The sequence below is a fragment of the Marinobacter salexigens genome, from assembly GCF_018860765.1.
Taxonomy (GTDB): domain Bacteria; phylum Pseudomonadota; class Gammaproteobacteria; order Pseudomonadales; family Oleiphilaceae; genus Marinobacter; species Marinobacter salexigens_A.
Map to the genome: position 1 here is coordinate 141,894 of NZ_JAHKPV010000021.1, position 22,766 is coordinate 164,659.

Annotated in this window: 17 protein-coding genes; 4 read left to right on the plus strand and 13 right to left on the minus strand. The window is 53.0% G+C overall.

Features of this window, described 5'->3' with window-relative positions:
- Positions 1 to 98 precede the first annotated feature (98 nt).
- From holB to KO508_RS14370, 3 genes are read right to left on the minus strand one after another with little or no spacing between them, the layout of a single operon-like run.
- Positions 99 to 1,130 carry a DNA polymerase III subunit delta' gene (gene holB / locus KO508_RS14360; protein ID WP_216009005.1) on the minus strand — a complete coding sequence of 344 codons (1,032 nt, stop codon included), beginning with the start codon at positions 1,128 to 1,130 and terminating at the stop codon, positions 99 to 101.
- Positions 1,123 to 3,237 carry a transglutaminaseTgpA domain-containing protein gene (locus KO508_RS14365; protein ID WP_216009006.1) on the minus strand — a complete coding sequence of 705 codons (2,115 nt, stop codon included), beginning with the start codon at positions 3,235 to 3,237 and terminating at the stop codon, positions 1,123 to 1,125. Before KO508_RS14365 ends, holB begins: the two co-directional genes overlap by 8 nt.
- Positions 3,234 to 4,268 carry a DUF58 domain-containing protein gene (locus KO508_RS14370; RefSeq protein ID WP_436836622.1) on the minus strand — a complete coding sequence of 345 codons (1,035 nt, stop codon included), beginning with the start codon at positions 4,266 to 4,268 and terminating at the stop codon, positions 3,234 to 3,236. The genes KO508_RS14365 and KO508_RS14370 overlap by 4 nt, the downstream gene beginning before the upstream one ends.
- A 258-nt stretch (positions 4,269 to 4,526) precedes the next feature.
- On the opposite strand from KO508_RS14370, the gene KO508_RS14375 reads away from it, so the two are divergent.
- Positions 4,527 to 5,204: a hypothetical protein gene (locus KO508_RS14375; RefSeq protein ID WP_252738143.1), complete on the plus strand. Its 678-nt coding sequence runs from the start codon at positions 4,527 to 4,529 to the stop codon at positions 5,202 to 5,204.
- A gap of 168 nt (positions 5,205 to 5,372) precedes the next feature.
- On the opposite strand, the gene KO508_RS14380 is transcribed toward KO508_RS14375, so the two are convergent.
- Entirely contained in the window at positions 5,373 to 6,251 is an 879-nt protein-coding gene (locus KO508_RS14380; RefSeq protein WP_216009007.1) for a DUF6160 family protein, read from the minus strand.
- A 175-nt stretch (positions 6,252 to 6,426) separates the two neighbouring features.
- Entirely contained in the window at positions 6,427 to 7,020 is a 594-nt protein-coding gene (locus tag KO508_RS14385) for a hypothetical protein (protein WP_216009008.1), read from the minus strand.
- Positions 7,021 to 7,209: 189 nt separating this feature from the next.
- On the opposite strand from KO508_RS14385, the gene pabB reads away from it, so the two are divergent.
- Entirely contained in the window at positions 7,210 to 8,604 is a 1,395-nt protein-coding gene (gene pabB, locus KO508_RS14390) for an aminodeoxychorismate synthase component I (protein WP_216009009.1), read from the plus strand.
- Between the two features lie 58 nt (positions 8,605 to 8,662).
- On the opposite strand, the gene thrH is transcribed toward pabB, so the two are convergent.
- The gene (gene thrH / locus KO508_RS14395) at positions 8,663 to 9,277 is read right to left on the minus strand and encodes a bifunctional phosphoserine phosphatase/homoserine phosphotransferase ThrH (protein ID WP_216009010.1); all 615 of its coding nucleotides are present in this window, start codon (positions 9,275 to 9,277) and stop codon (positions 8,663 to 8,665) included.
- Positions 9,278 to 9,518: 241 nt separating this feature from the next.
- Here thrH and KO508_RS14400 point away from each other — a divergent pair, with 241 nt between their 5' ends.
- The gene (locus KO508_RS14400; RefSeq protein ID WP_216009011.1) at positions 9,519 to 10,241 is read left to right on the plus strand and encodes a phosphoadenylyl-sulfate reductase; all 723 of its coding nucleotides are present in this window, start codon (positions 9,519 to 9,521) and stop codon (positions 10,239 to 10,241) included.
- Between the two features lie 39 nt (positions 10,242 to 10,280).
- Here KO508_RS14400 and cysB read toward each other — a convergent pair whose 3' ends face one another.
- Positions 10,281 to 11,258 carry an HTH-type transcriptional regulator CysB gene (cysB, locus tag KO508_RS14405; protein WP_216009012.1) on the minus strand — a complete coding sequence of 326 codons (978 nt, stop codon included), beginning with the start codon at positions 11,256 to 11,258 and terminating at the stop codon, positions 10,281 to 10,283.
- Between the two features lie 254 nt (positions 11,259 to 11,512).
- On the opposite strand from cysB, the gene KO508_RS14410 reads away from it, so the two are divergent.
- On the plus strand, positions 11,513 to 14,278 hold the full coding sequence (locus tag KO508_RS14410) for a LuxR C-terminal-related transcriptional regulator (RefSeq protein ID WP_216009013.1): 2,766 nt from the start codon (positions 11,513 to 11,515) through the stop codon (positions 14,276 to 14,278).
- A gap of 275 nt (positions 14,279 to 14,553) precedes the next feature.
- Here KO508_RS14410 and dinG read toward each other — a convergent pair whose 3' ends face one another.
- The 6 genes from dinG to KO508_RS14440 form a co-directional block, all read right to left on the minus strand.
- Positions 14,554 to 16,752 (minus strand): ATP-dependent DNA helicase DinG, encoded by a 2,199-nt coding sequence (gene dinG / locus KO508_RS14415; protein ID WP_216009014.1) that lies wholly within the window; start codon positions 16,750 to 16,752, stop codon positions 14,554 to 14,556.
- A complete protein-coding gene (locus tag KO508_RS14420) occupies positions 16,752 to 17,441 on the minus strand; it encodes a general secretion pathway protein GspB (protein ID WP_216009015.1) in 690 nt (229 codons plus the stop codon). Before KO508_RS14420 ends, dinG begins: the two co-directional genes overlap by 1 nt.
- A gap of 3 nt (positions 17,442 to 17,444) precedes the next feature.
- Positions 17,445 to 19,148 (minus strand): ExeA family protein, encoded by a 1,704-nt coding sequence (locus KO508_RS14425; RefSeq protein WP_216009016.1) that lies wholly within the window; start codon positions 19,146 to 19,148, stop codon positions 17,445 to 17,447.
- Positions 19,149 to 19,248: 100 nt separating this feature from the next.
- Positions 19,249 to 20,742, minus strand: a complete 1,494-nt coding sequence (locus KO508_RS14430; RefSeq protein ID WP_354668040.1) for a DUF3336 domain-containing protein — start codon at positions 20,740 to 20,742, stop codon at positions 19,249 to 19,251.
- A 26-nt stretch (positions 20,743 to 20,768) separates the two neighbouring features.
- Positions 20,769 to 21,557, minus strand: a complete 789-nt coding sequence (locus KO508_RS14435; protein WP_216009017.1) for an MlaA family lipoprotein — start codon at positions 21,555 to 21,557, stop codon at positions 20,769 to 20,771.
- Between the two features lie 30 nt (positions 21,558 to 21,587).
- Positions 21,588 to 22,709 (minus strand): beta-ketoacyl-ACP synthase III, encoded by a 1,122-nt coding sequence (locus KO508_RS14440; RefSeq protein ID WP_216009018.1) that lies wholly within the window; start codon positions 22,707 to 22,709, stop codon positions 21,588 to 21,590.
- Between the last annotated feature and the right edge of the window lie 57 nt (positions 22,710 to 22,766).

Here is a 22,766-nt window from a genome sequence, read left to right on the forward strand (position 1 = left end):
AATGAATGTTAAAACGTTAAACAAATCGTGCGGGAGAAAAACACCTGATCATGCGTTATAACTTCAGATGATAGCAGGTGTTCCTGCTAAACGCGCAATCAGGACGCCCGACGCTTGGTGGGCATCAGCTCCCGCCAAGCAATTAGCAACCGACTGGCCTCGAGCTCAGGGTTGACGTTATATACGCCAGCCGCCCGGGTCTCGCGAACCTGATCCAATAACTCATGGGCACGCCAGGCCGGGTTTTTACTCGCCAAAAAAAACAGCATTTCCTCAGCTTCGTGATCGTTTGCTGTACCTCCGGCACATAACCGGGCCAAGTCCGAGGCCCAGCCTTCAAACAGCCAAAGCATGTCTTCCAACCCCAATGCTTTAAAAGCCTTTGCAGCCTCAGCTACCGCGACCTGACCTTTCATAAACTGACGAAACTTGTCGAACGCCTCATCACGCAGTGCCGGAAACTCGCCTGTGGCGTATTCCAGCGCCAAACGCGGTGCATTACCCGCCAGCATTAGCGACTTGGACATAAGCTCTGGAGAGGGCTGCTTGCCACCTTCAAGCTTCGCCACCTCGCTAACAAGCCACTGCTCGGCCTGCTCAGCGGAGGGAACAGGAATGGACATTACCTGACACCGAGAACGTATGGTTGGCAAAACAGGCCGACCACTCTCCTGCAGAAGTATAAGAACAAAATCGGGTACCGGCTCTTCGAGGGTTTTCAACAGAGCATTGGCAGAGTTGATATTAAGTTGGTCCGCGCGGTCGATTACGGCAATCTTGCGACTGGCAACTTGCGGAGAGGATACGGCAAAAGCCGAGAGCTGCCGTATCTGCTCAATTTTTATCATCCGGGACTTTTCCGGTGCATACACCCGAACATCCGGATGACTGGATGCCGCGATCAGCTGGCATTGGCGACACTGGCCACAGGCAACCGGCGTACCGGCTTCCTTATTCAAGGGCGCAGCACACAACAGCAAGCTTGATACTGCATCCGCCCAGGCTCGCTTACCCACACCACACTCACCGGTCACCAAGAGCGCATGGGGCAGTCTACCTTCAGAAAGGCGATTTTGAATCGTCTGCCAGGGCTTTTGAAACCAAGGCATTTTAAAAGTTATATCAGTCACTGTGCTTTCCTGAATGGGCAAGGCTCCGGGAGTTTGAACGCTGGGTTTTACTAGCTTTGCGAAGCTGTCGCTTCATGGTGGCAAGCAGTCTGCGCATGCGCTGTACATCATCACTGCCATCCCGAGCCGCGGCCGATTTGGATTGCGGTCTATAATAGTGGCTGTTGACCATCCGAGCAAAAAGCCGTGCGGCATCTGCCACCGCCGGTTCTGCAGCCGCCAGCCGGGAGGCCAAAGCAGACGGTGTTTCGCCACTCCTGACAGGCACCCCTGCGCGCTCACATAGCTGATACCAAGCGCCCAAAACACGGCCGTAACGATCCCGGCTTGCACCCCGGCGCATTTGCAGCGCCGATATCAAACCAGCTATAAGCAGCCCCACTCCGACAATACCGGCGGTAATATACCCAAGCTCCTTGATACCTAAGCCGCCGGGCAGCCGGGACATTAGATCCATCTGGCTTTGACCCTGATAGCCAACTACCCAGCGCTGCCATTGATAGTTAATCCGATCGAGCTGCTGACTTGCCCACCGAATAAGCGCCACATCCCCATACCGTTGGGCAGAAGCCCACTCGTTCTCGAGGAATGAGCCTTCCTCGGCCACGGCATCCCGTAAACCGGATTCAATTCTGTTTGGCGCAATTGCAGCGGTAGGGTCAATACGAACCCAGCCTTGCCCTTCTACCCAAGCTTCGACCCAAGCGTGGGCATCGTACTGGCGCACTACAAGGTATTCGTCACCCGCACCACTTTCACCGCCCTGATAGCCAACCACAACCCTTGCAGGAATGCCTGCCGAGCGCAGCACAAACGTTGTCGCGCCAGCATAATGTGCGCAGAACCCGCGCATGTCGTCGAATAGCAGGCTGTCGATGCCGTCATTGGGCATTTTAGGCGGGCGCAAGGTGTAAAAATAAGGTTGCTCCCGGAACCGGTTAAGGAGAGATCGAATGACGCCCACATCACTATTGGAGTGCCGCAGGTCTGCTGCCAATGCACGCGCTCTCGGGTTTCCGTAAGCCGGGAGTTGCAGATACCGGCGGGCTTGCCCTGGCTCTAACTCGGGCACTGTTTGCTCTGGCGAGTTGTCACGGGCCAGCCTATACCGGACCGGACTATCCGCTGGGCGGCGGAAGCGGAACAGATCGTCTGCTTCTTTCCCAACGTTGTCTGAAACCGCCACTGAGCTTTCGAGTGCAAATGCCCAGCGCTGATCGGTGGGCTCCATCAAAACATCGTATTCTTCCGGTTGCAGTTCACCAACACCACCATCCACATTCACCCGCCCCGGTCGACGGTAAGTCTCATAGCCGCCCTGACGCCAGGTTCCATCATCAAGGGTATCCAGAATAAGTCCTCGCCAGTATCTATCCCGGTAGGCGGGCATGGGGCCACCAAAGGTTACCCGAAAAGCCCGGTCACTGCTTTGCGCGAGGCTGGATATGTCTCCAGGGCGCATAGTGTCGCTTATACCCGTACGCGCACTGCCAGACACCAAAGGCACGCTCCACAAAGGCTCCATACGGGGGAAAAACACAAACAGCAATACAACAATCGGCAGGACTTTTAACAGCATGACACCTAACCTGCGCCACCCCGCCTTCATACCACCGGGAAGCTCCGGTGCATTGAGCACCTGCAACCCGATTAACAACAAACCAATGGCGGCAATGTTCACTAGCGCCCAGTGAATTTCCTGATGGAACAAAAAGTTCACCGTCGCCAGATACACCAAAATATAGAACAGCACATAGAAATCCCGGGCAGTGCGGGTTTCGAGCCACTTCAAGCCAACCGTCAGTACAAAAAACGAAGCCGCTGTGTCTACGGTAAAACTGCCTTGAACGCGAAGGAGATAAACCGCAATCAGTGACAGCAAAATGCCCGTGCGCAGCCAACGCCCCGGCAAGCGCACACGGCCCTGCTGAGTCAGCCAGCGCCAGCCAGCCAAAACAACACATATCGCCACCAACCACACTGGAAGCCGATCAAGCTGAGGCGTCAATAGCAACGCAAAGCTAACCATCAGCCACAGCAGCGCGCGCGAAGGCAGCGTGTCGCTTTGCGTTTCTGGCTCCTGCTTAGGGCGATTCCAAAAACTCATATCACGGCTCCCGGCTTCACTCTTCTACCTGAATCTGTCTTCCGGCGGGTCCCATAGGGCGCACCCAAAGCCTCCCGTGGTTTTTCTTCACCCCATACCGCCAAAGCTCTGAGGCAGCGGGCTGCATGGGCTGGGCCAGAATCCGGTTCTATCACCTGCCCCGGCAAGTTTAGACCGAAGCGGGCTCCGTTCTTACCGCGTTCAACCACCAGCCAAGCTAGGTAGCTGAGTCGAACCTCATGGTCAGTGCCAGCAAAGGCATTGAAATCCAGCCAATGGGGGCTGCCTTTATCGGCCTCCCAGTCCGCCACCACCATTTGCCCGCTGCGGGCAAAACGCTTCCACATGACACGCTGACTCATATCCCCATCGCGCCACGGGCGCAGCTCAGCATGGTCGTTCCCTTCCGGAGATCGCGAGCTGGCTGTTTGTTCACCATCATCAACCGAGCTGGCCACGTCAGGAGCCGCAATGGGTCGGGGAAACACCACAGCTGCGGAGACCGGACGCATCCAAGACCATGCCTTAAGCAAACCAAAGGGGAAACGGGTTTCAATTCGGATGCTGTCTGGGCGGAGATACCCCCGAAAAGCAGAGTTTACTGGCAGAGCAACATCGGCAGACTGCCCCGAGGATACATGGCCGACTCGAACCGAACTGTCACCGTCAGACAGAGTGACGGCTATGGCGTCGTCTTTGCCTGCTGCCGCCCGTAAGCGGAAGAGAATATCATCGCCAGCGAACCCCTCGCCTGCTTGAACAAGTGTTAGCTCAAGGCCCGCAAGGTTTCGGTGGGTTTGGTGCATAGCGCCTACAAATACAGCGCCTAGTAGAAAGGTTACGAGGTAAATCAGGCTATTTTGGTAGTTAATACCGGTAATCAGCATGATCAACAATAGTACGCCGAACACCACACCGGGCGCCGTTGGCAAAATGAAAAGGTTTCTCTGGGTGAGTAACTGGACATCAGAGCGCGGAATCCGACGGTTTATCCAGCGCTGCCAGCGGCTACGAATTAGTCTGCTCATCATGCCCCTAAGGCCGTAAGATTTAAGTAAAGTTCAACACGAAACGATAGCCGCCATGGTAACCCTCTTCGCAAGGCTTTTATAACTGTACGGCAAATCAAGGATGCTGATCACAAACTAGCACTCACACGCTTGAAAAGCGGCGAAACAACCTGAATACTGAAAATTAGCACCGGAATTCGGTCAGATAGAGATGCGTACTGATTGCTGTAACCTCAGACACACCTCGTACCTGAGCTCATCGCAGCAAGAGGCCAGACTATGAACCACCAAAACTTGCCTGCCGGGTACACCTCCCGCGCAGCGACCTTCACCAAGAACACCACCAACATTGCAGCAGCGATTGCCGCAGTACTTGCCTCAGTGGCTTCAGCTCCAACTGTCGCAGGCGTCCAGACCATGACCTCCGATGAAATGGTCGACACCTACGTGAAAGATTCTGCAGTTATTGTAGTACCAAGAGAAGGCCGAAAATCGGAAGCTGACCGCCAGCGCATTATCCGAGCTCTAACTATTTCCCCCGGCGAGCCGGTTATTACCGAAGCGGAAGAAGAAGCTTACCGGGAAGCACTGCAACGATTGACCGAGGAAGGTAATTCAGACGCCCTCGCAAACGCAGAAGAAGAATTCCTGCGCCGTGCACTGCTACTCCCTCAGGACGAGCTAGCCAGAGCCCAGCCTCCCGCAGAGTTTACGCCCAACCTTCCACCGCTTGTTTTTGGGCAGCAGATGCAGATTCCGGATGAGCCTTTTACACAGTCGTTTCTGAACGATCAGTTAGGCATAGGCTTTGATGGGCAGAATCTGAATTTCTCGATTGGCACACCGCCAGGTATAGACCGGATACAGCTGCCGCAAGGGATTAACGAAGGCCCGATTCAGCTAACGCCAAGACCGGGTGGTGGGTTTGATCTATCAATCAAGGTGCCGGATCAGTAGAGAATCGAGCACTTTATAAGATAAACCCCGAATCAAAAAACGGCAGCTTGAAGATTCAAGCTGCCGTTTTTTATTGCTGCCCGGACTACCTTTTCCGATTGTGCTCTACCGGAACGAAAAACGCCCCGCAATGCGGGGCGTTTTAACACTACTGGTGTTCAGGTCAAATTAGTGACCGTATACAGCCAGCTTGGTGTCGGTTACAGCCAAGTTATCGATGGCCAGTGAACCGATGGAAGTACCACCGATTTCAACAGCACCGATAGTTACGTCCATGTAGACGTTGTTCACGTCGATACGCAGAACGTCAGTTGCAGTGGATGCACCCAGACCAGCACCTTTGTAGATATCTAGATTTACATTAGCAAATCCTGCGAGTACTTGGGCTTCCTGTGAAGTTGGAGCAAGTCCAAATTCACCGTCAGCGTCAGCAGCCATTACAGATCCGTCGCCATCGTAGTCGAAGTTTCCGCCTGCACCGCTAATAGTGAGATCACGGATGCCAACACCCATAAACTCAACGTCGAAGTCCATGTCGGTAACGTCAAACGCTGCTACAAGGTTCAGGTGGTCAGTTGCGGTATCAACCTGAATATCCAGCTGCGCCAAGTTACCGTAACCACTCAAATTAGAGATTAGCGTTGTGCTGTCTGAACCGGTGCTGCCAGCTAGCAGCTCCATGCTGCCAATTTCCAGACCCCAGTCGATCGGAGCGCCGTCAAGAGTGCTAACGTGGATTTTAGCGTCGCCGTCATCAAGAACGTCGATATCAATTTTCAATTGGTCCAACAGGTCACCGTAGCCAGCTGCTGCGCCGTCAGCGGTGACACCAGCACCACCAAGTACGATGTCGTTTACTGCGAAGGAACCTTCGTCCGTATACTTGAACTGACCAATGCTTACTTTGGTTTCCAGCTCAATGGTCACACCGGCCTGACCGGTTACGTCGCCCATTGCGGTGTCGTTCATAGCTTGCAGTTCAGCGTTGGCTGCAAGAGGTGCTGCAGCAATAGCTGCTACTAGAGCAATTTTTTTCAGGCCTTTCATTTTGTTCTCCTTAATAAACTCATACTTATTATTGGTTGAGTTTTTAATTTTGGGTGTGAAGTCCGTTACTCCACGATTCCATTTAAGATTGTTTTACAGTCCTAGTCCGTGACTCCATTCACACTTCCTTAACACAACCTTTACACCCCGTAACAAACCACGATTGCGTCTCAAATCAATTTTCGCTTCTCGCACCAGCCGGTTTGCTGTCATGGAAAATTTGAAAAGGCTTTTCACTCGTCACCGGCTCTGCATACGAGACATTGCCGTTATCTACTTGATATGGAATAACCTTGTTACCCGAGATGCCCAATCGATGCTCGAACTCCACAACGAGTGCTTCGTCTTCGCTGCCCTCGCGGATTTTCCCAGTGTATAAGATAACTGAGGCATGAATTTTCCCGGGACGCGCAACGGATTTTAAAGCGGCGCGATACATAAGAATTCGTATCTGCGCGGGTGCACCCTCGGCCTGCTCATCGATATTGATGCGCTTAACTGTTTTGCCGTCTTCTAAAAGCATCCATGCAGCGGGCATATTGGGTTCTGAATCCGTCAATGTCTCCGTATACTCATCCGTCGCCTGCTTCGTTAAATAGAGTATTTGCTGCTGACCGAGGACTGCGTATTTAGATAGTTCTTTCTTAATCGCCATCTCCTGCTCCTCAGTCAATTCACCCGAAGGCGCCGTCTGTGCGTTAGCCATAGGCGCACCAATGGCAACAATCAGCAAAAGAGCGCGTAGCAGCGGGTTTCCAAGATAAGGCATGATTCTTGTTCCTGTTGTATTTGCGTTAATGGGTACGCTAAGGCTGGCTAACTCGGCTAGAATGCGGTTTTCCGAATCCGGGCTGGTAGCTGGTCGTTTTGTGGTTCTCCATTAGACCAGCGGCCTGCGGGAGCCGACAATGCCCGTTTTGTGGCCTAAGTATCATTCTTCTAATTAACCGGAGTTAATTTGCCGCTTTCTGTTTCTTCCCTGCTTAGTCGTGAAGCCTACGAACAATTGCTTGAGAACGCCGCCAACGAGCCGGACTTTGCCCATCTGGGCAGCACGGGAGCAGGCCATGGCCGCGGGTTGTTTAGTGGCTTTACCGCCTGCGCGATTACAACGAAGCGCGTAGATGCTAAGCCCAGTGAGCCAATCAATACGAGACAGCTTTCCAGCGAAATGGAAAGTCTGATTACACGTTACGAGGTTCCAGTTCAGGAGCCACAAGGCTTTTTAACGGGCGGCTGGGTCGGTTTTTTGAGTTACGAATTTGGGTACATCAAAGAAAGCCGGCTTTCCCCACTGTGCCCTTCTCCAGCAACTCCCTTGCTCTTCGCTGGCTTCTACCTTTGGGCCGCCAGCCATAACCGGGCTACCGATACTTACCATCTTTGGGTTCATCCGGAATGTCCGGAAGATACCCGGCGTGCCCTTGAGTCTTGGCAAAACCAGATTCAGCCAGAGCCGAACGAGAACGCTAAACACTGGCGCATGATTTCACCGTTTAAAGCGCGCCAACCAGCTGAAGCGTTTACTACGGGTGTGGGGGTGGTTCAGGAATACATTAACGCAGGTGACTGCTATCAAGTGAACCTGTCTCAAGAATTCAAAGGCTGCTACAAAGGAAATCCTTGGCAGGCATTTCAAGCACTGGCAGAAGCTAACCCCACCCCTTATAGCGCATTCTTAAGAGTCGGGTCGGGGGCCGTGCTCTCTATTTCCCCCGAACGTTTTCTGGAAATTCGTGGCAATACCGTTAAAACCAGCCCGATTAAAGGCACTCGACCAAGAGGTGAGACAACTTTTGAAGATGTGGCCCTTGCCGCTGAGCTGGAAGCATCAGAAAAAGACCGCGCCGAGAATCTGATGATTGTAGACTTGCTGCGCAATGACCTGAGTGTCCACGCTGCGGCAGGATCGGTTACGGTAGATAGCCTCTTTGCGCTCGAGTCTTACCGCAACGTTCACCATCTGGTCAGCCACATTCGAGCCGAGCTGGCGGAAGATGCTTTACCCATGCAGGTGTTATTCGATGCCTTTCCCGGAGGCTCTATAACAGGCGCGCCCAAAATCCGCGCCATGGAAATTATTCGTGAGCTCGAACCCCATTGGCGTGGCCCGTATTGCGGATCGGTGTTTTATCGCAGCTTAGATGGCATTTTAGACAGCAACATTGCCATTCGCTCCATGCTATGTGAAAGCGGTGAAGCTGAACCGGGAATTGAAGAACTAGGAAGCATCCGCTGCTGGGGTGGCGGAGGAATCGTTGCAGATTCCGACCCGGAGAGCGAATATCAGGAAACGCTCACAAAAGTGAAACCCTTGATGGATTTTCTGGAGAATCTGAACCGAAGCGACTGACTGCCGCTTCGGTTCAAGAGCCCCTACAAAACAGGGCTTTAATTTGTGCAGTGTGCTATCAAACGCTATGAACAGCACTCGCCTTCAGGAATTCCTTTTTCAGTTCCTCAAACTCCTGCACAGCTGGGTACTGAGGGAACTCGTCAATTACGTTCTGGGGTGCGTGGAATAGAATGCCCGCTTCAGCCTGTCCCAGCATGGTGGTGTCGTTGTAGGAATCCCCGGTTGCGATTACACGGTAGTTCAACAGCTGGAAGGCCCGCACTGACTGTCGCTTAGGATCTCTCTGACGCAGCAGGTAGTTGGTAATCTGGCCGTTGTCTGCAACTTCCAGCTTGTGACACAGCAACGCCGGGTAACCTAGCTTTTTCATCAAAGGCATGGCGAATTCGTAGAAGGTGTCCGATAGGATCACCACCTGAAACCGCTCGCGCAGCCAATCCAAAAACTCCCGTGCTCCCGGTAGTGGGTCCAGTGTGCTGATCACCTCCTGAATGGCTGGCAAACCGTAGCCATGCTCATCCAGAATACGTAGACGCTGCTTCATCAGCACATCGTAATCAGGAATGTCGCGGGTGGTCGCCTTGAGCTCTTCAATACCGGTTTTTTCTGCAAATGCGATCCAGATTTCCGGGATCAATACACCTTCAAGGTCAAGACATGCCAGTTCCACAGTAATCTCCTGATTCAATGTTGCGAGTTAGAATTCTGAAAAGGAGCAAGGCCCGCTCCCCGTTTATAGACGCGATATCATAAGAAAAACACGCGGAGAATGCATCGTGCATTGCAACAAATCAAAGGATTCACAGCCTAAAATCACCCAATCAGGCATAACCATATAGATTGTCATTACTTCATGGAATTAGGCATTTAATGCTAACCTGCCACCAAATACGCATCAGGTAGTGATTTTTATGAGCAATATCCACGATCTACAGAGCGAACTGAATGGCGAAAGCCCAAGGGCTATTCTGAAGGCTGCCTTAAAACGCTATGACAACATCGCTATTTCTTTCAGTGGCGCCGAAGACGTGGTGCTCATCGAAATGGCACATAAGCTGACAGATAACTTAAAGGTGTTCACTCTCGATACCGGCCGCCTGCATCCGGAAACCTATGAGTTTGTTGAGAGCGTTCGCAAGCATTATGGCATCGATATCGAGGTGCTATTCCCGGATACCGGCGACGTTCAAGATCTGGTCAACAAAAAGGGACTGTTCAGCTTTTACGAGGACGGCCACAGCGAGTGTTGCGGCATTCGTAAGGTAAGCCCTCTCAAGCGCAAGCTTGCAGGCGTCGATGCCTGGATAACTGGCCAACGTAAAGACCAGAGCCCCGGTACCCGCAACGAAGTTCCAGTTGTACAGGAAGATGCAACCTTCTCTGGCCCGGATAGAGCATTAGTAAAGTTCAACCCACTGGCCAATTGGACATCAAAAGAAGTTTGGGACTACATCCGCATGTCAGAAGCTCCCTACAACAAGCTACATGAAAAGGGCTTTGTCAGTATTGGATGCCAACCCTGCACTCGCCCGGTGTTGCCCGGGCAGCACGAACGGGAAGGCCGCTGGTGGTGGGAAGAAGCTACCCAGAAAGAATGTGGCCTGCATGCGGGCAACCTGATCGCCCGCCAGTAAATACGTTTGGCAATTGAGGCTATGTGGAATGCCGACCGTTTAAAAGGTCGGCAGTTCAACGTCTTTAAACAAAGCTTCGATTTCACTGCGATTGCTCTGGAGCGCCACGGCCTCATCAACCGTTTCTTTGGTTAGGTGGGGAGCAAAGCGCTGGATAAACTCGTACATATAACCGCGCAAGAAGGTGCCCTTGCGGAAACCAATCCGCGTAACACTTGGGCTGAACAGCTTCTTCGCGTCCAGAGCGACCAAATCCGGATCGGCTTTGGGGTCAAATGCCATGCTGGCGATTATTCCAACGCCTAGGCCCAATCGCACATAGGTTTTGATAACGTCGGCATCCGCTGCTGTAAACACCACTTTGGGTGTTAAGCCTTTCGTTTTAAACGCCTCATCCAGCTTCGACCGCCCGGTAAAGCCAAACACATAAGTTACCAGCGGATACTCAGACAAAGCCTCCAGAGTCAGCTCTGGCAACTGCGTAAGCGGGTGGTCTTTGGGCACTATCACCGTGCGGTTCCATCGGTAACAGGGCATCATAATAAGATCGTTAAACAACTCCATAGCTTCTGTCGCAATGGCGAAATCAACGGCACCGTTTGCGGCCATTTCAGATATTTGCATGGGCGTGCCCTGGTGCATATGCAAAGACACATCGGGGTAGGATTCAATAAAGCCACTGATAACCGGCGGGAGAGCGTACCGTGCTTGGGTATGGGTGGTGGCAATGCTCAGGTCGCCCTTACGTTGATTACTAAACTCCTGAGCAATCTTTTTAATCCCCTCAGCCCGGCGTAGAATTTCCCCGGCCTCGCGGACGATGATTTCACCACCCGGGGTGATGCGAGTAAGGTGTTTTCCGCTACGGGCGAAAATCTCAAGCCCTAACTCATCTTCCAGAAGCCGAATTTGTTTGGAAATACCCGGCTGAGATGTGAAAAGGCTCTGAGCGGTTGCCGACACATTGAGATCATGGTGCGCAACTTCCCAAATATAGCGCAACTGTTGTAGTTTCATTGACTCTGTGGCTCCCTGAATGTCCGACCTTAGGCGGGCTGCATGTGGATATAAGCGGGCAAATAAGGGTCAAGAATACGCATAAAAGGCCCACTTTTCATTCTTTTTTAATATAGATGAACTCTTTGATTCAGTTTAGACCAAAATTGCATATCCGCAGCCTAAAACACCCCGTTTGTTTCTGCAGCCATTGACTTGCCGGAGACAAAGCACACAATTCGACATTATTCTTTTATTCGGTTCGCAGGACACCCATGCTGTTAACAACCAAATTCCTTAGGCCCGCCTCTGATTCAAGAGCCGTGCAGCGTGAACGGCTAAGCTCTCTGTTAGCGTCAGGCCATCCAAAGCGCTTGAACCTTGTAGTAGCGCCAGCAGGATTCGGTAAAACAACGCTGGTAAGCCAGTGGTGCGCACGCACCACTGGGCCAATTGCATGGTTATCTTTGGATGAGCACGACGACGACCCCCAGCGCTTTTGGCAATATGTTGCAAGCGCCTTCGAGCACGCGGGCCTTACCGGTTTAGAGTCTTGCCACAAGAACCTTTCTAGCAATACTGACGACAGTCTAAGCAGCGCCATAACCGCACTGGTGAACGCACTGGCAACAGATGGCAGCCCATGGATTTTAGTGCTGGATGATTTTCAGTTTGCTGCCAACGACCGGATTCATCGCCAGTTCGGGTATTTTATTGATTACCTGCCAGCAGGGGTTACCGTTACTTTGGTCTCCCGCACGGAACCTCCCCTGCCTTTGCCCCGCTGGCGCGTGCGCCGATGGCTGCAGGAAATTCACCCGGCATTGCTGGCTTTTTCCGAAGACGAATGCCGCGAGTTTTTTCACAACACCATGGGGCTTAGCATCTCAGAGAAGGATGTACAGGCTATCTGTCGCCGTACAGAGGGTTGGGTCGCAGCTATGCAGCTGTCTGCGCTTTCCGGAAGTGACAGCGGCTTCGAACAAAACAACCCTGCCACTGATTCAAACAGCCCACAGGCTGCCCTCAGCATCAATGAGCGGCACATTAGTGATTATGTTCTCAGCGAGGTGTTGGACAAACAGCCAGAAGATACCGTGGCCTTCCTTCTGGACACTTCGTGCTGCCCACGTTTGTGCGCCTCTTTGTGTGACACCCTTCGAGACACGAACGACAGCCAGGAAAAGCTAGAGCACCTGCTGTCACAGCACCTTTTTCTGATTCCGCTGGATAATCACAATGAGTGGTTCCGCTATCACGATTTATTTCGTGATGCTTTGCTACAGAGAATTCGCCACACCGACCCGGAGCGTGCTCATGCTCTCTGGCAACGGGCCGTGGAATGGTTGCTCAATCATGGGCAGGTCCAAGGAGCCATTGCCCAGATTGTGCAGGAGGAAGACTGGCCATGGTTGGCAAAGGTTCTCGCAACCCACGGTAACAACCTGATTCACGGAGGCTACCATCTACCGGTTCTAAACTGGCTCGATGCGCTGCCCGCAGAGCAGGTCGAGGAAAGCGCTCAATTGCAGATGTTGCGTGTATGGGGGCGTTTTTTCGCAAACCGGCTTGATCATCTTGAACCCTTACTCTCCAACATTGAAGACTTGCTAGACCGCCGCGTTGCCGATTCGGCTCCGGATGCTGAGGGTGCGCTTGGCCTGCAGAGCGAAGTATCTCTTGTGCGCTCTTACCTCGCCCGCTCTCGTAGCGATGATAAAAGCGCAAGCGACCTAACCAAACAAGTTCTTGCGGACATAGACCACACGCGAATTCCGCTGAAATCGGTAACCTATTACGGCATTGGATTGGACGATTATGGCAAAGGGGACCTACCCGGTGCCGAGAACACGCTGAAATCTGCCGTTCATTACGGACAGGTTGAACGCAAACCAAGCACAGTTCTCTCCAGCGGAGGCCTGCTGGCATGGATACAGTACAACCGGGGCGATATGGATCTCGCTCTGGATACTTGCACAGAGGTGCGCAAGTGGGTTGACCAGCATTACTCAGACCCGAGCCAACCAAGGCTAATCTCATGTTGGCTTAGCGCCGCATTGACCGAGATTTTCCGGGAGCGCAGCCAGCTTAGGGATGCAGCCGCTCACCTCGAACCTTTGCTAGAGCATGTCAACAAAGGCGCTGAGCCAGGGCAGCACATTATTATTCAGCATGTTCGCGGGCACCTCGCCTTCAGCGATAGCCGCTATCAAGACGCCATAGGTTATCTTGAAGACGCCGAGCAAGTGGGGCGAAAGCGCAGGGAACACATTGTCTTTGAACCGCCCGCCAGCTCTGCTCTCCTAGCCCGATGTTTTCTGGCAGAGGGCCAACCCGGCGAGGCCCGGCGGATTCTAGAGTCGGTAGAAAGCCAAACCATAACCAACCCACTGAACCGAGAACAAAATAGCATCAGCTACGCCCGGCTTCTGGTTGCCGAGGGCAGGCCCGAACAGGCCCTGAAGATTTTGGAAGCGCTTATATCAGATACCAAGCGAAATGAGCATAACCGGCACTTGGTTGAAGCGCTGCTGGTGTCCGGCGAAGCTTTGGCGCAGCTAAATCGTGATAAAGAGTGTCAGGATCGACTGGCGCAAGCTGTTGGCATGGCAGCCGAGGCGGGCTTTCTGAGACTTTTTGCCGAGGAAAGCCCCCGGCTGCAAGAACTGTTGCTCGCCTCCGCCACGGTGAAAACTGGCGGCAGCTGGCATACAAGCCTAACCGACATGCTCTTGAGCCCGAAAACTGAGAGCGCTAGTGATGAAAAGGACCAAACAGCTGCACCAAATACTCAGCCGGACCAGCGCCAAACCGTCGCAGACGATTCTGTCAGAAAGCTTGCAGAGCCTCTTAGCCAACGTGAGCTGGAGGTGCTGGAACTCATTAACGCTGGATATTCGAACAAGGATATTGCGGCCAGTATGGGCGTGGCACCTGCAACAGTTAAAGCGCACATAAGAAATCTCTATGGCAAACTCGGTGTAGGCAGGAGAACTGAAGCGCTTGTCCGGGCCCGGGAACTGGGCATCCTCACGCATTAAGGTGTGAGAATTATGTGATACGCATCACACTTTATCGGAAATTATTACCCAGACTACGCCCTTTGGACGATTCGGCTACGCCCCCTACTCCCTTATTATTGTTACCACGGTGAGGCAAGCCCTTACTATTGATTTCTGAAACTTCAGGCCTTCAGACTTCTTATTGCGTTTTATCTCTACGCACGGGTTCTTTCAGAACCCTTTGTAAAAGCCAGCCCACGGGCTGGCTTCTTTTTTATGCTTTTACCTTTTTGTTTTCTTGCTGCTCGCTTTTCCTACCGCTCAATAATACGCCGAAACGGTGGCAACGAATCCAGCAGCAACTGCCCGTAACGTCTTGAGACAATACGACGATCAAGAATGCTCACTCTGCCCGTATCGTCTTCCGTTCGCAGCAGCCTACCCACCGCTTGCACCAACTTAATGGACGCATCCGGCACGGTAATTTCCATAAAGGGGTTACCACCACGCTGGCTAATCCACTCAGCCAAACCCGCTTCAATGGGGTCGTCTGGAACCGAAAAAGGTAACCGGGTAATCACCACGTGGTGCAGATACTTGCCGGGCAAATCGATACCCTCTGCAAAGCTGGCCACGCCAAATAAAACGCTGGCCCTGCCTTCATCAATGCGGCTCCTGTGTTGGCGCAGCACTTCACCCCGGGACATATCGTCCTGAGTAATGATCAAGTCTGGATATTCCGGGGCCAGTGCATCTCGCACTTGGTGCATCTGTCGGCGAGAGGTAAACAACACGAGTGTGGCAGTTTCACCGGCCCATACATGCGGTAAACGTTTAATCAGCTCGTCGGCAAAGCCATCATCGGTAGGTATACACGCCATGGACGGCACTTCAACCGTGGCCATTTCTGCGTAACGGAAGGAGCTGGGCACGACCAGCAAACGGCTTGCCTCCGGCAACCCGGCTCTGGCCTGAAGCCGGTCAAAACGGCCAAGCGCTGTCAGTGTGGCACTGGTAAGCACGGCGCCGTAGGCTCGTGACCACAGCCTTGAATAAAGCAGATTATTAGCCAACACTGGCGAACTATACAACGTGATATCTTCTGCATGGTCCCAACGCTGCCGCACGCTCCAACGGGCCGGAGGGGGACTTTTGTGTGATGGGCTTTTGGGTTTTGAGTCGCTGTTGGCTTGCTCGCTGTCCTCAGGCACCTTCGGGCCGCCAACCTGTTCCGTCCAAGCTGTCCACAGCCGTAATTGGTCCTCGGAACGGCTGTGAAAGGCACCGATTACCGGGTACCAGGCTTCTGCCGTATCCCGGTCAATTTCATGCTGCTTCCGTTCGTCAAACGCACCTTGCAACTCGTCGGCTAGCGCACCCAAGTGGCGTACCAGATTAGCAGTGGCAATACGGCTTTCGGCCGCCAGTTCAGCCAAGGCCTCCGGCAACTCACCTTCAGGATAACGCCACTGTGCTGAACGCCGTTCCTCATTAAACTCCCACCCGGTATTCTGCTCTGCTTCTTCGTAAACGCGGGCCAACACCAAATCCACATCGCGGGAGGCCGAGCTGATTCGGTCAACCGTTTTAGCGGCTTGAGTTGCGGGCGCCAAATAGGGCTGCATTTTGGCAAGCGCCTGAGATAGCTGCTTAAGCCATTGTCGGGTAGAGTTTATCGGGACAGCCGCCGCGAAGTGATTTAACGCCTTGTCTGGCAGATGGTGAGCTTCATCGAAGATAAACAACGCGTTTTCGGGCTCTGGCAGGATAGCCCCACCACCTAGAGCCAGATCGGCAAGAACAAGGTCGTGGTTTGCCACCACTATATCTACTTCATCCAAGTCTTTTCTGGCATCAAAAAATGCGCAACTGTCGAAGTAGCTGCAGTGCCGGTTAGTACACTGGCGATGATCAGTCGTTACCTGCCGCCAAATCTCGTCCGGTATCTGCTCCGGCCAGTGGTCTCTGTCTCCATCCCACTTGCGGGAACCATAACTTGCCAGCATTTCCTCAAAGAATGCGCGGGTGCCCGGCTCTTCTGTGCCGGGGCTATCCAGAAGAAAAAGCGGCATGGTATCGCTGTCGCCGTTCCCTTCGTCGTGCAACCGGGATTCCAAACGGGACATGCACAAATACCGGCCCCGGCCTTTGGCCAGCGTCCAGCTAAAATCCATTTTGCTGTGCTTTTTCAGATCCGGAAGGTCTTTCAGAACAATCTGGTCTTGCAGTGCTACAGTGGCAGTTGAAATCACCAAGGTTTTGCCCAGTGCCCGGGCCACGGGAATCGCTGCTATCAAATAGGCCAGAGTTTTACCGGTACCTGTACCAGCTTCAACCACACAAGCTGCAGGAGGCGAGGTACGCTGACCATCGTTTTCAGTGATCTCACCCATGTATTTGGCAATTTCGGCGATCATTAAGCGCTGACCGTAGCGGGCACGCACGCCCTTGCCTGCGAGTACTTCCCGATAACTTTGCTGTATTTGCTGTTTTATACCCTCGGTTAATGCCATTAGCGCGGGCTCACCCAGTCGCGAACAACACCTACGCGGAAGGTTCTACCCTGTTTGCTGAGTACAACGCCATTTTCTGTGACCTCTTTTACCGTAATACCGGAAAAGGATTCACCTTGGCTAAGATAGTGGCCGTTGATCATCACCCGGCTGGCGTAGGGGTCTGTTGAATAGATATGACTGTTGAACACCAAGTCCGGGATACTCTTTTGAAACGAAAGGGGTAACTCCACCAAGTGCGGGACCCGTGGCCTGACGCCGCTCTGGCTGACAGCGGGTATCGACCGCTCCGGACGCAAAGACGGCGTAATAATAGTTGGCCGTTCGCGGACAGGTTCGATTATGGGCTCAGCCACTAGCTCCGGTTGCTGGACGACTTCGGGCTCTTTCAGGGGCATGGGTTCAGGCTTTGATTCAGGCATTGGTTCAGGCTTAGCTGCAAGAACAGGACTGGCTGCTTCACTTACGGGCACTTGCGTTGCTTCAAGCCCTGGCGTGGTTGGCTCCGGCCAGAACACAACCGCCAATACTCCGGCGTTTACCATTAGCGCCAGTGCGACCCAAACCACGGGCGACGTTCGCCGTTTCTTGGGGCGGTGTATCAGTTGTACCTGTTGCCCGAGGTCCGGCGCTTTGCCCTGACGGCGCTCTGTTTCCGATTTCCTGAGAGCATCAAGAATATAGGACATAGTCTAACCCTTGCCTTCGGGCAAGGTGCCCATAAGTCTAGGACCCTCTGCATCAAGATCGTTGTTGATCTGAATAACCGTCATGGCACCCGCAATGCCGTCAACGGTTAGCCCCCGCAACGACTGATACCAACGCACCTGTTGTTGGGCAGAAATACGCTTTATTCTAGCGGCGTCAGCGGGCGATTCACCGTAGGTATCTGCAAGCTCCATCATGCGAACCCCAATCCAAAGTTCCTCGCTGGTAACATCGTTTTTATCCACGCTGGTATTCACATAATCTGGCAACCGCCATAGCACCCGGTACTCCCCAAACCAAAACGATTCGAGACTGGAAAACGACACCCTAATCAAGCCCTCAGGTAACGCAATTTGAGCAACATCGCCGTCAACATGCCGCAGCACTGCGTAGCCTCGATTACCCGCCTCATCCTGTAGCATCAGCATGGCTGGCCTGTTGAGAAATTCCAGACTTCGCCGACTACCTTGTCGCTCTAAACAATCAAGGCCGGAGGCTCGGGCAAACTCACAAGCAATCGGCGATTCCAAAGGGCTGTACGCAAGGCCCCATATATCAAACAACTCTCGAAAGGCGGCGGGCAAACTCAACGCCTGTTCTGGGAACCGGAAAGGGCTTAGGCTTGGTGCTTTTCCTGGAGGGGTGTCATCCGCCACAACCGGGTGTGGATCTTCGTCTTTTGCGCCCAACATATCGTCACGCTGCACGGTTCCAACCAACTCTACCGGCGCTGCGTCTACCTGCGTTATCACTTCCGGTGCCGACCATTGCTGGTACACCCAATAGGTAATGATGATCGCCAATAGCACAGACGCGGCGAGCACAAGGTAGCGGGACAAGTCCGGTTTAAAACCCGTGCCGGAAGGCTTCGGCCCTTGGTTTTTGTTGCCCGCGACTTCTTTTGCCGCCTGCCGGATGTGGGCGGCGCCTACCTCGTGCTCCCCTTCTGCGTAGGCGCCGAGCAGGGCACGGTCACTGATTAGGTTAATCAGACGAGGTATACCATTACTCAAACGGTATAGCTTTCGGATAGCAGCAGGCGTAAATACATCACCGCGCATACCCGCAACCCCAAGCCGATAGCTTAAGTATAGCGGTAGCTCATCACTGCTGATGGCATCCAGATGGTATCGGGCGGTTACCCGCTGGTTAAGTTGGCGTAGCTTAGGCAGCGCGAGTATTTGCTGCAATTCTGGCTGGCCCAGCAACACAATTTGAAGAAGCTTCTTTTCAGCAGTCTCAAGATTGGTTAAAAGGCGAAGCTGCTCAAGCACATCTGCAGACAGGTTCTGGGCTTCGTCAATCATCAAAACCTTATGCCGACCCGCCGCGTGAGCTTTCAGCAGGTTCTGGTTTATCAGATCCACCATCTGTTTGATGGTGGCCCCCGAAGGGTGGGCTATTTCCAATTCATCACAAATGGCGGAGAGCAATTCCCGGGCAGACAGCCTAGGGTTGAGAATCAGGGCAATGTCGACATGAGCCGGAGCGTTTTCTATGAAACAGCGGCTCACAGTGGTTTTACCGGTGCCAACTTCTCCGGTAATAACAATAAAGCCGCCCTGCCCCTGAACGCCATACATTAGGTGCGCAAGCGCCTCTTTGTGGCGTTCACTCAAATAAAGATAACGGGGGTCGGGAGCAATCGAGAACGGCGGTTCTCTGAAACCGAAGAAGTCGTAATACATGGGCGTCCAGTCTAATACTCAGGCGCCGGGCTAATCGGCCAATTACCGGGCCAGGCTCTTTAGCAGCGTATCATACCGCCCGCCTCGCGGGCCTGTCATCTCACGATGTTCCGGAATCAGCGCTGTTTATCAGCCTGAGGTCTGCAACACTGCGGCGATTTCGCTGTTTCAGGCGGCGCACACAGCGTTCTAGGGTTTTGGAGATGCGTGCATGGGAGCGGATCATGGAGATTTTTGGCCAGGTTGCACGTTCACCCGCCAGAGTCATTTCACGCACGTATTCCGGCTTAGGGTCAGCTAGCATTCGGCTATAGTCTTTGAAGCCATAGCTAGGCGCAATGGTTACATCACCTGAATACCTCTGGGCCATAATGGTATACATTTGACCCGAGATTTGCCGAAGCATCTCCGGGCGGGCACGTTTGCGAAGGTAATCGAATACTCCCCGGCCATGAAACTGTATCTCGGATTTCAGAAGGTGCATGGGCAGGTTGGCCAAGGACAACTTCTCATCCTTACCCCTGTCATTCAGAAAAGGAACAACGTGGGGGTTGGTTTGGCTGACGATGGTGAAATTTACATCGTAAAGATGCATCAAGCGCTCAATGGGCAGGTCGCTGACAACGGACCCATCCACAAATTTGAGTCTGGGCATGTACGGCAAAGCATGCCCTTGAAGGTCTTTTTTCATCAAGGTAACCGGCGGGAAAATACCGGGCACGGCTGCGCTGGCTAGAGCCGCACTCCAAACCATCAAATAGGGTGACGTATAGCCGGATAACAACCGAGCCTTTTGATGTGCCTGCACAGGTGAGACACTCATGTTGATCGAGCGCCCCGTGCGTTGGTAGGCCTCTTCGAACGTGTATTCGCCAATATTGGTTCTAAGGCATGAGCGCAGCTGTTCCTGATCCATTAAACCTTCACCGCGCATGGCACTGATCAAGCCGCGCCATTTCCACGCGCTCAGGTTATGGTTTTCCGGCACCAGCATCTCGGGAATTTCAGCATCTGTGTGTACGCCCAACATACCCGCAACTATGGCACCTACGCTTGACCCTGTAACAACCTGAGGCAGCAGTCCTCGTTCCCAAAGGGCTTTGATAACCCCAAAATGAAACATGCCTAAGCTAGCACCGCCGCTCAACAGGAGTGTTGGCCGGCCATAGCTTGTGAGGGTGTCGCGGAAAAACTGTAATTTATCAGCCACCGGAAAATCAGGGATCGGCTGATCACACAGAAAATCCAGAGCTTCACAGGCCTGAGCAATGTATTCCTCAATCAGATGCTTGGTGCCAACCCGCGAACGGGTATATAGGGCGGGATTTCCCATGTTGCCAAGGTCGTGATGAAGGCCTTCGCGCAGCGCCCGTTTAAGACGCTCGAAATCGTTCTGCTCGCGATACTGCTTGATGCTGCTGAGGCGGTCATACAGCAACTCGTAGTGGTAATGCTCGGAGGCAAAATCTTCTTTCCATTCGGCGTTGCCTTCAAGAAAATCCAGCTCCAAAGCTGCGGCCTTCCACACCTCGTAATTCGGTGCCTCGGCCAGCATTTTGCGGAATTTATGGATCTTTGGATCTGCAAGCACCACGTGTCCCTCTTGGATGACGATAAAACTCAGAAGTCATCCAGCATTAGGTCATCGTTATCGTCACTGGCGAACGGGTCTTTGGTTACCTTGCCATCGTTAATCAAAAACTCTCTTCGTTGCAGGAAGGCATTGCGAACGAACGTATAAGCGTCTCCGGAAATAAAACCCTCTGCTGGTATTAAATCGGCGCGTGTGTCCACAACTTGAAGCCCTCTGGCATAGTAGGTTTCAGGGCTATGGACTTCGTCCCAGGCAGACGGGAAGGCAAAGCCGTCGGCGCCCAGACCTGTTAGGTGTCGCGGGCTGGACGGCCCAAGAAAGGGCAGCATTAGATAGGGGCCGGACCCAGCGCCCCAGTAACCAAGCGTCTGACCGAAGTCTTCAGGCCTTTCCGGCAAATCAAATGTTGTTGCAACATCGAACAACCCACCAAGGCCGAACACTGTGTTGAAAGTGAACCGGCCAAATGCAACAACGGCGGACTCCCCCTTCAGCTGTAACACGCTGTTGGTGAAATTCCGAATCTCCGAAAGGTTGTTGAAAAAATTGGTGATAGCGCGATCGGCAAAGTTTGGCACCACCGTGCGATAGGTCTTGGCTACAGGCTTCAACGCCCAACGGTCAATGGTATCGTTGAATGCATAAACCTTTCGGTTCCAATTCTCATACGGATCCTGCGGGTTGACTGCGGGTGCGCCCTCGGGGACAGGCTCTGGTGCGTTCTGAGCCAACGCAGGCGCCGTTGAAAAAATCACTGCCAACATGACCGTGAGTGGCATGACAGCAAGCCAGCCCCGGGGTGAAATTTTTGTCATGCTCAACTCTTGGGTTGTTGGTTTTCGCTATCAGCGTCGGCGCACTACAACACTGCCAATGGAATACCCGGCACCGAAGGAACAAATAACCCCCACGTCGCCACTAGTAAAATCATCTTTGTGTTTATGAAAGGCAATAATGGAGCCCGCGGAGCTGGTGTTAGCGTATTCATCAAGAATCACCGGGGCCTCGTCTTCAGTTGCGTCCCGGCCAAGCACCCTACGGGCGATTAGCTGGTTCATATTCAGGTTGGCCTGATGCAGCCACATTCTGCGTAGGTTGTCCGGCGCTAGCGACAGGCTCTGGAGATGGCCCTGAATAGTTTCAGCGACCAACGGCGACACTTCCTTGAATACTTTACGACCCTGTTGGATAAATAGTTTATCGGGTTTATCAATACCAGACTCGTCGGCCCGGTTCAGAAAGCCGAAATTGTTGCGGATATTGTTCGAGAAGGTCGTCTTTAGGCGAGTGCCAAGAATTTCAAACCCTAGGTCTGGCTTAGTGTTTTCTTCACGCTCCACCAGAATAGCGGTGCAGGCATCACCAAAAATAAAATGACTGTCGCGCTCTCGGAAGTTCAGATGGCCAGAGCAGATTTCCGGGCTAACCACCAACACGGCGCGCGCAGCACCGCTTTCAACCGAGTTAACCGCTGCTTGCAACCCAAACGTTGCAGAGCTGCAGGCCACGTTCATATCGTAGGCGAAGCCGTCGATGCCCAAAGCGCTCTGCACTTCAATGGAGACGGCCGGGTAAGCGCGTTGCATGTTGGAGCAGGCAACGATAACTGAATCTACATCACTGGCTTTTTTGCCTGCCTGCGCCAAGGCTTCGTTGCAGGCGATAACGGCCATATCACACTGAACCGAAGGCTCATCGTTGCTCCGCTCAGGAATGTACGGAGCCATGCGTTTAGGGTCAAGAATGCCGGTTTTGTCGATAACATGTCGGCGTTTGATTCCCGAGGCCTTTTCGATAAACGACGAGGATGACGGCTGCAAGGCTTCCGTTTCACCGCGCTCAATGGCATCGGCATGTTCGGAATTGTACATCTCGACAAATTGGTTAAAGGCTTCAACCAGTTCATCGTTATCGATGGTTGCTGGAGGTGTGTACAGACCGGTTCCGCTAATGACGGCTTTTATCACGCTAACCCCACGACATGAATATGAAAATAGAAAGAAAGGAATATCGCACTTTCAGAA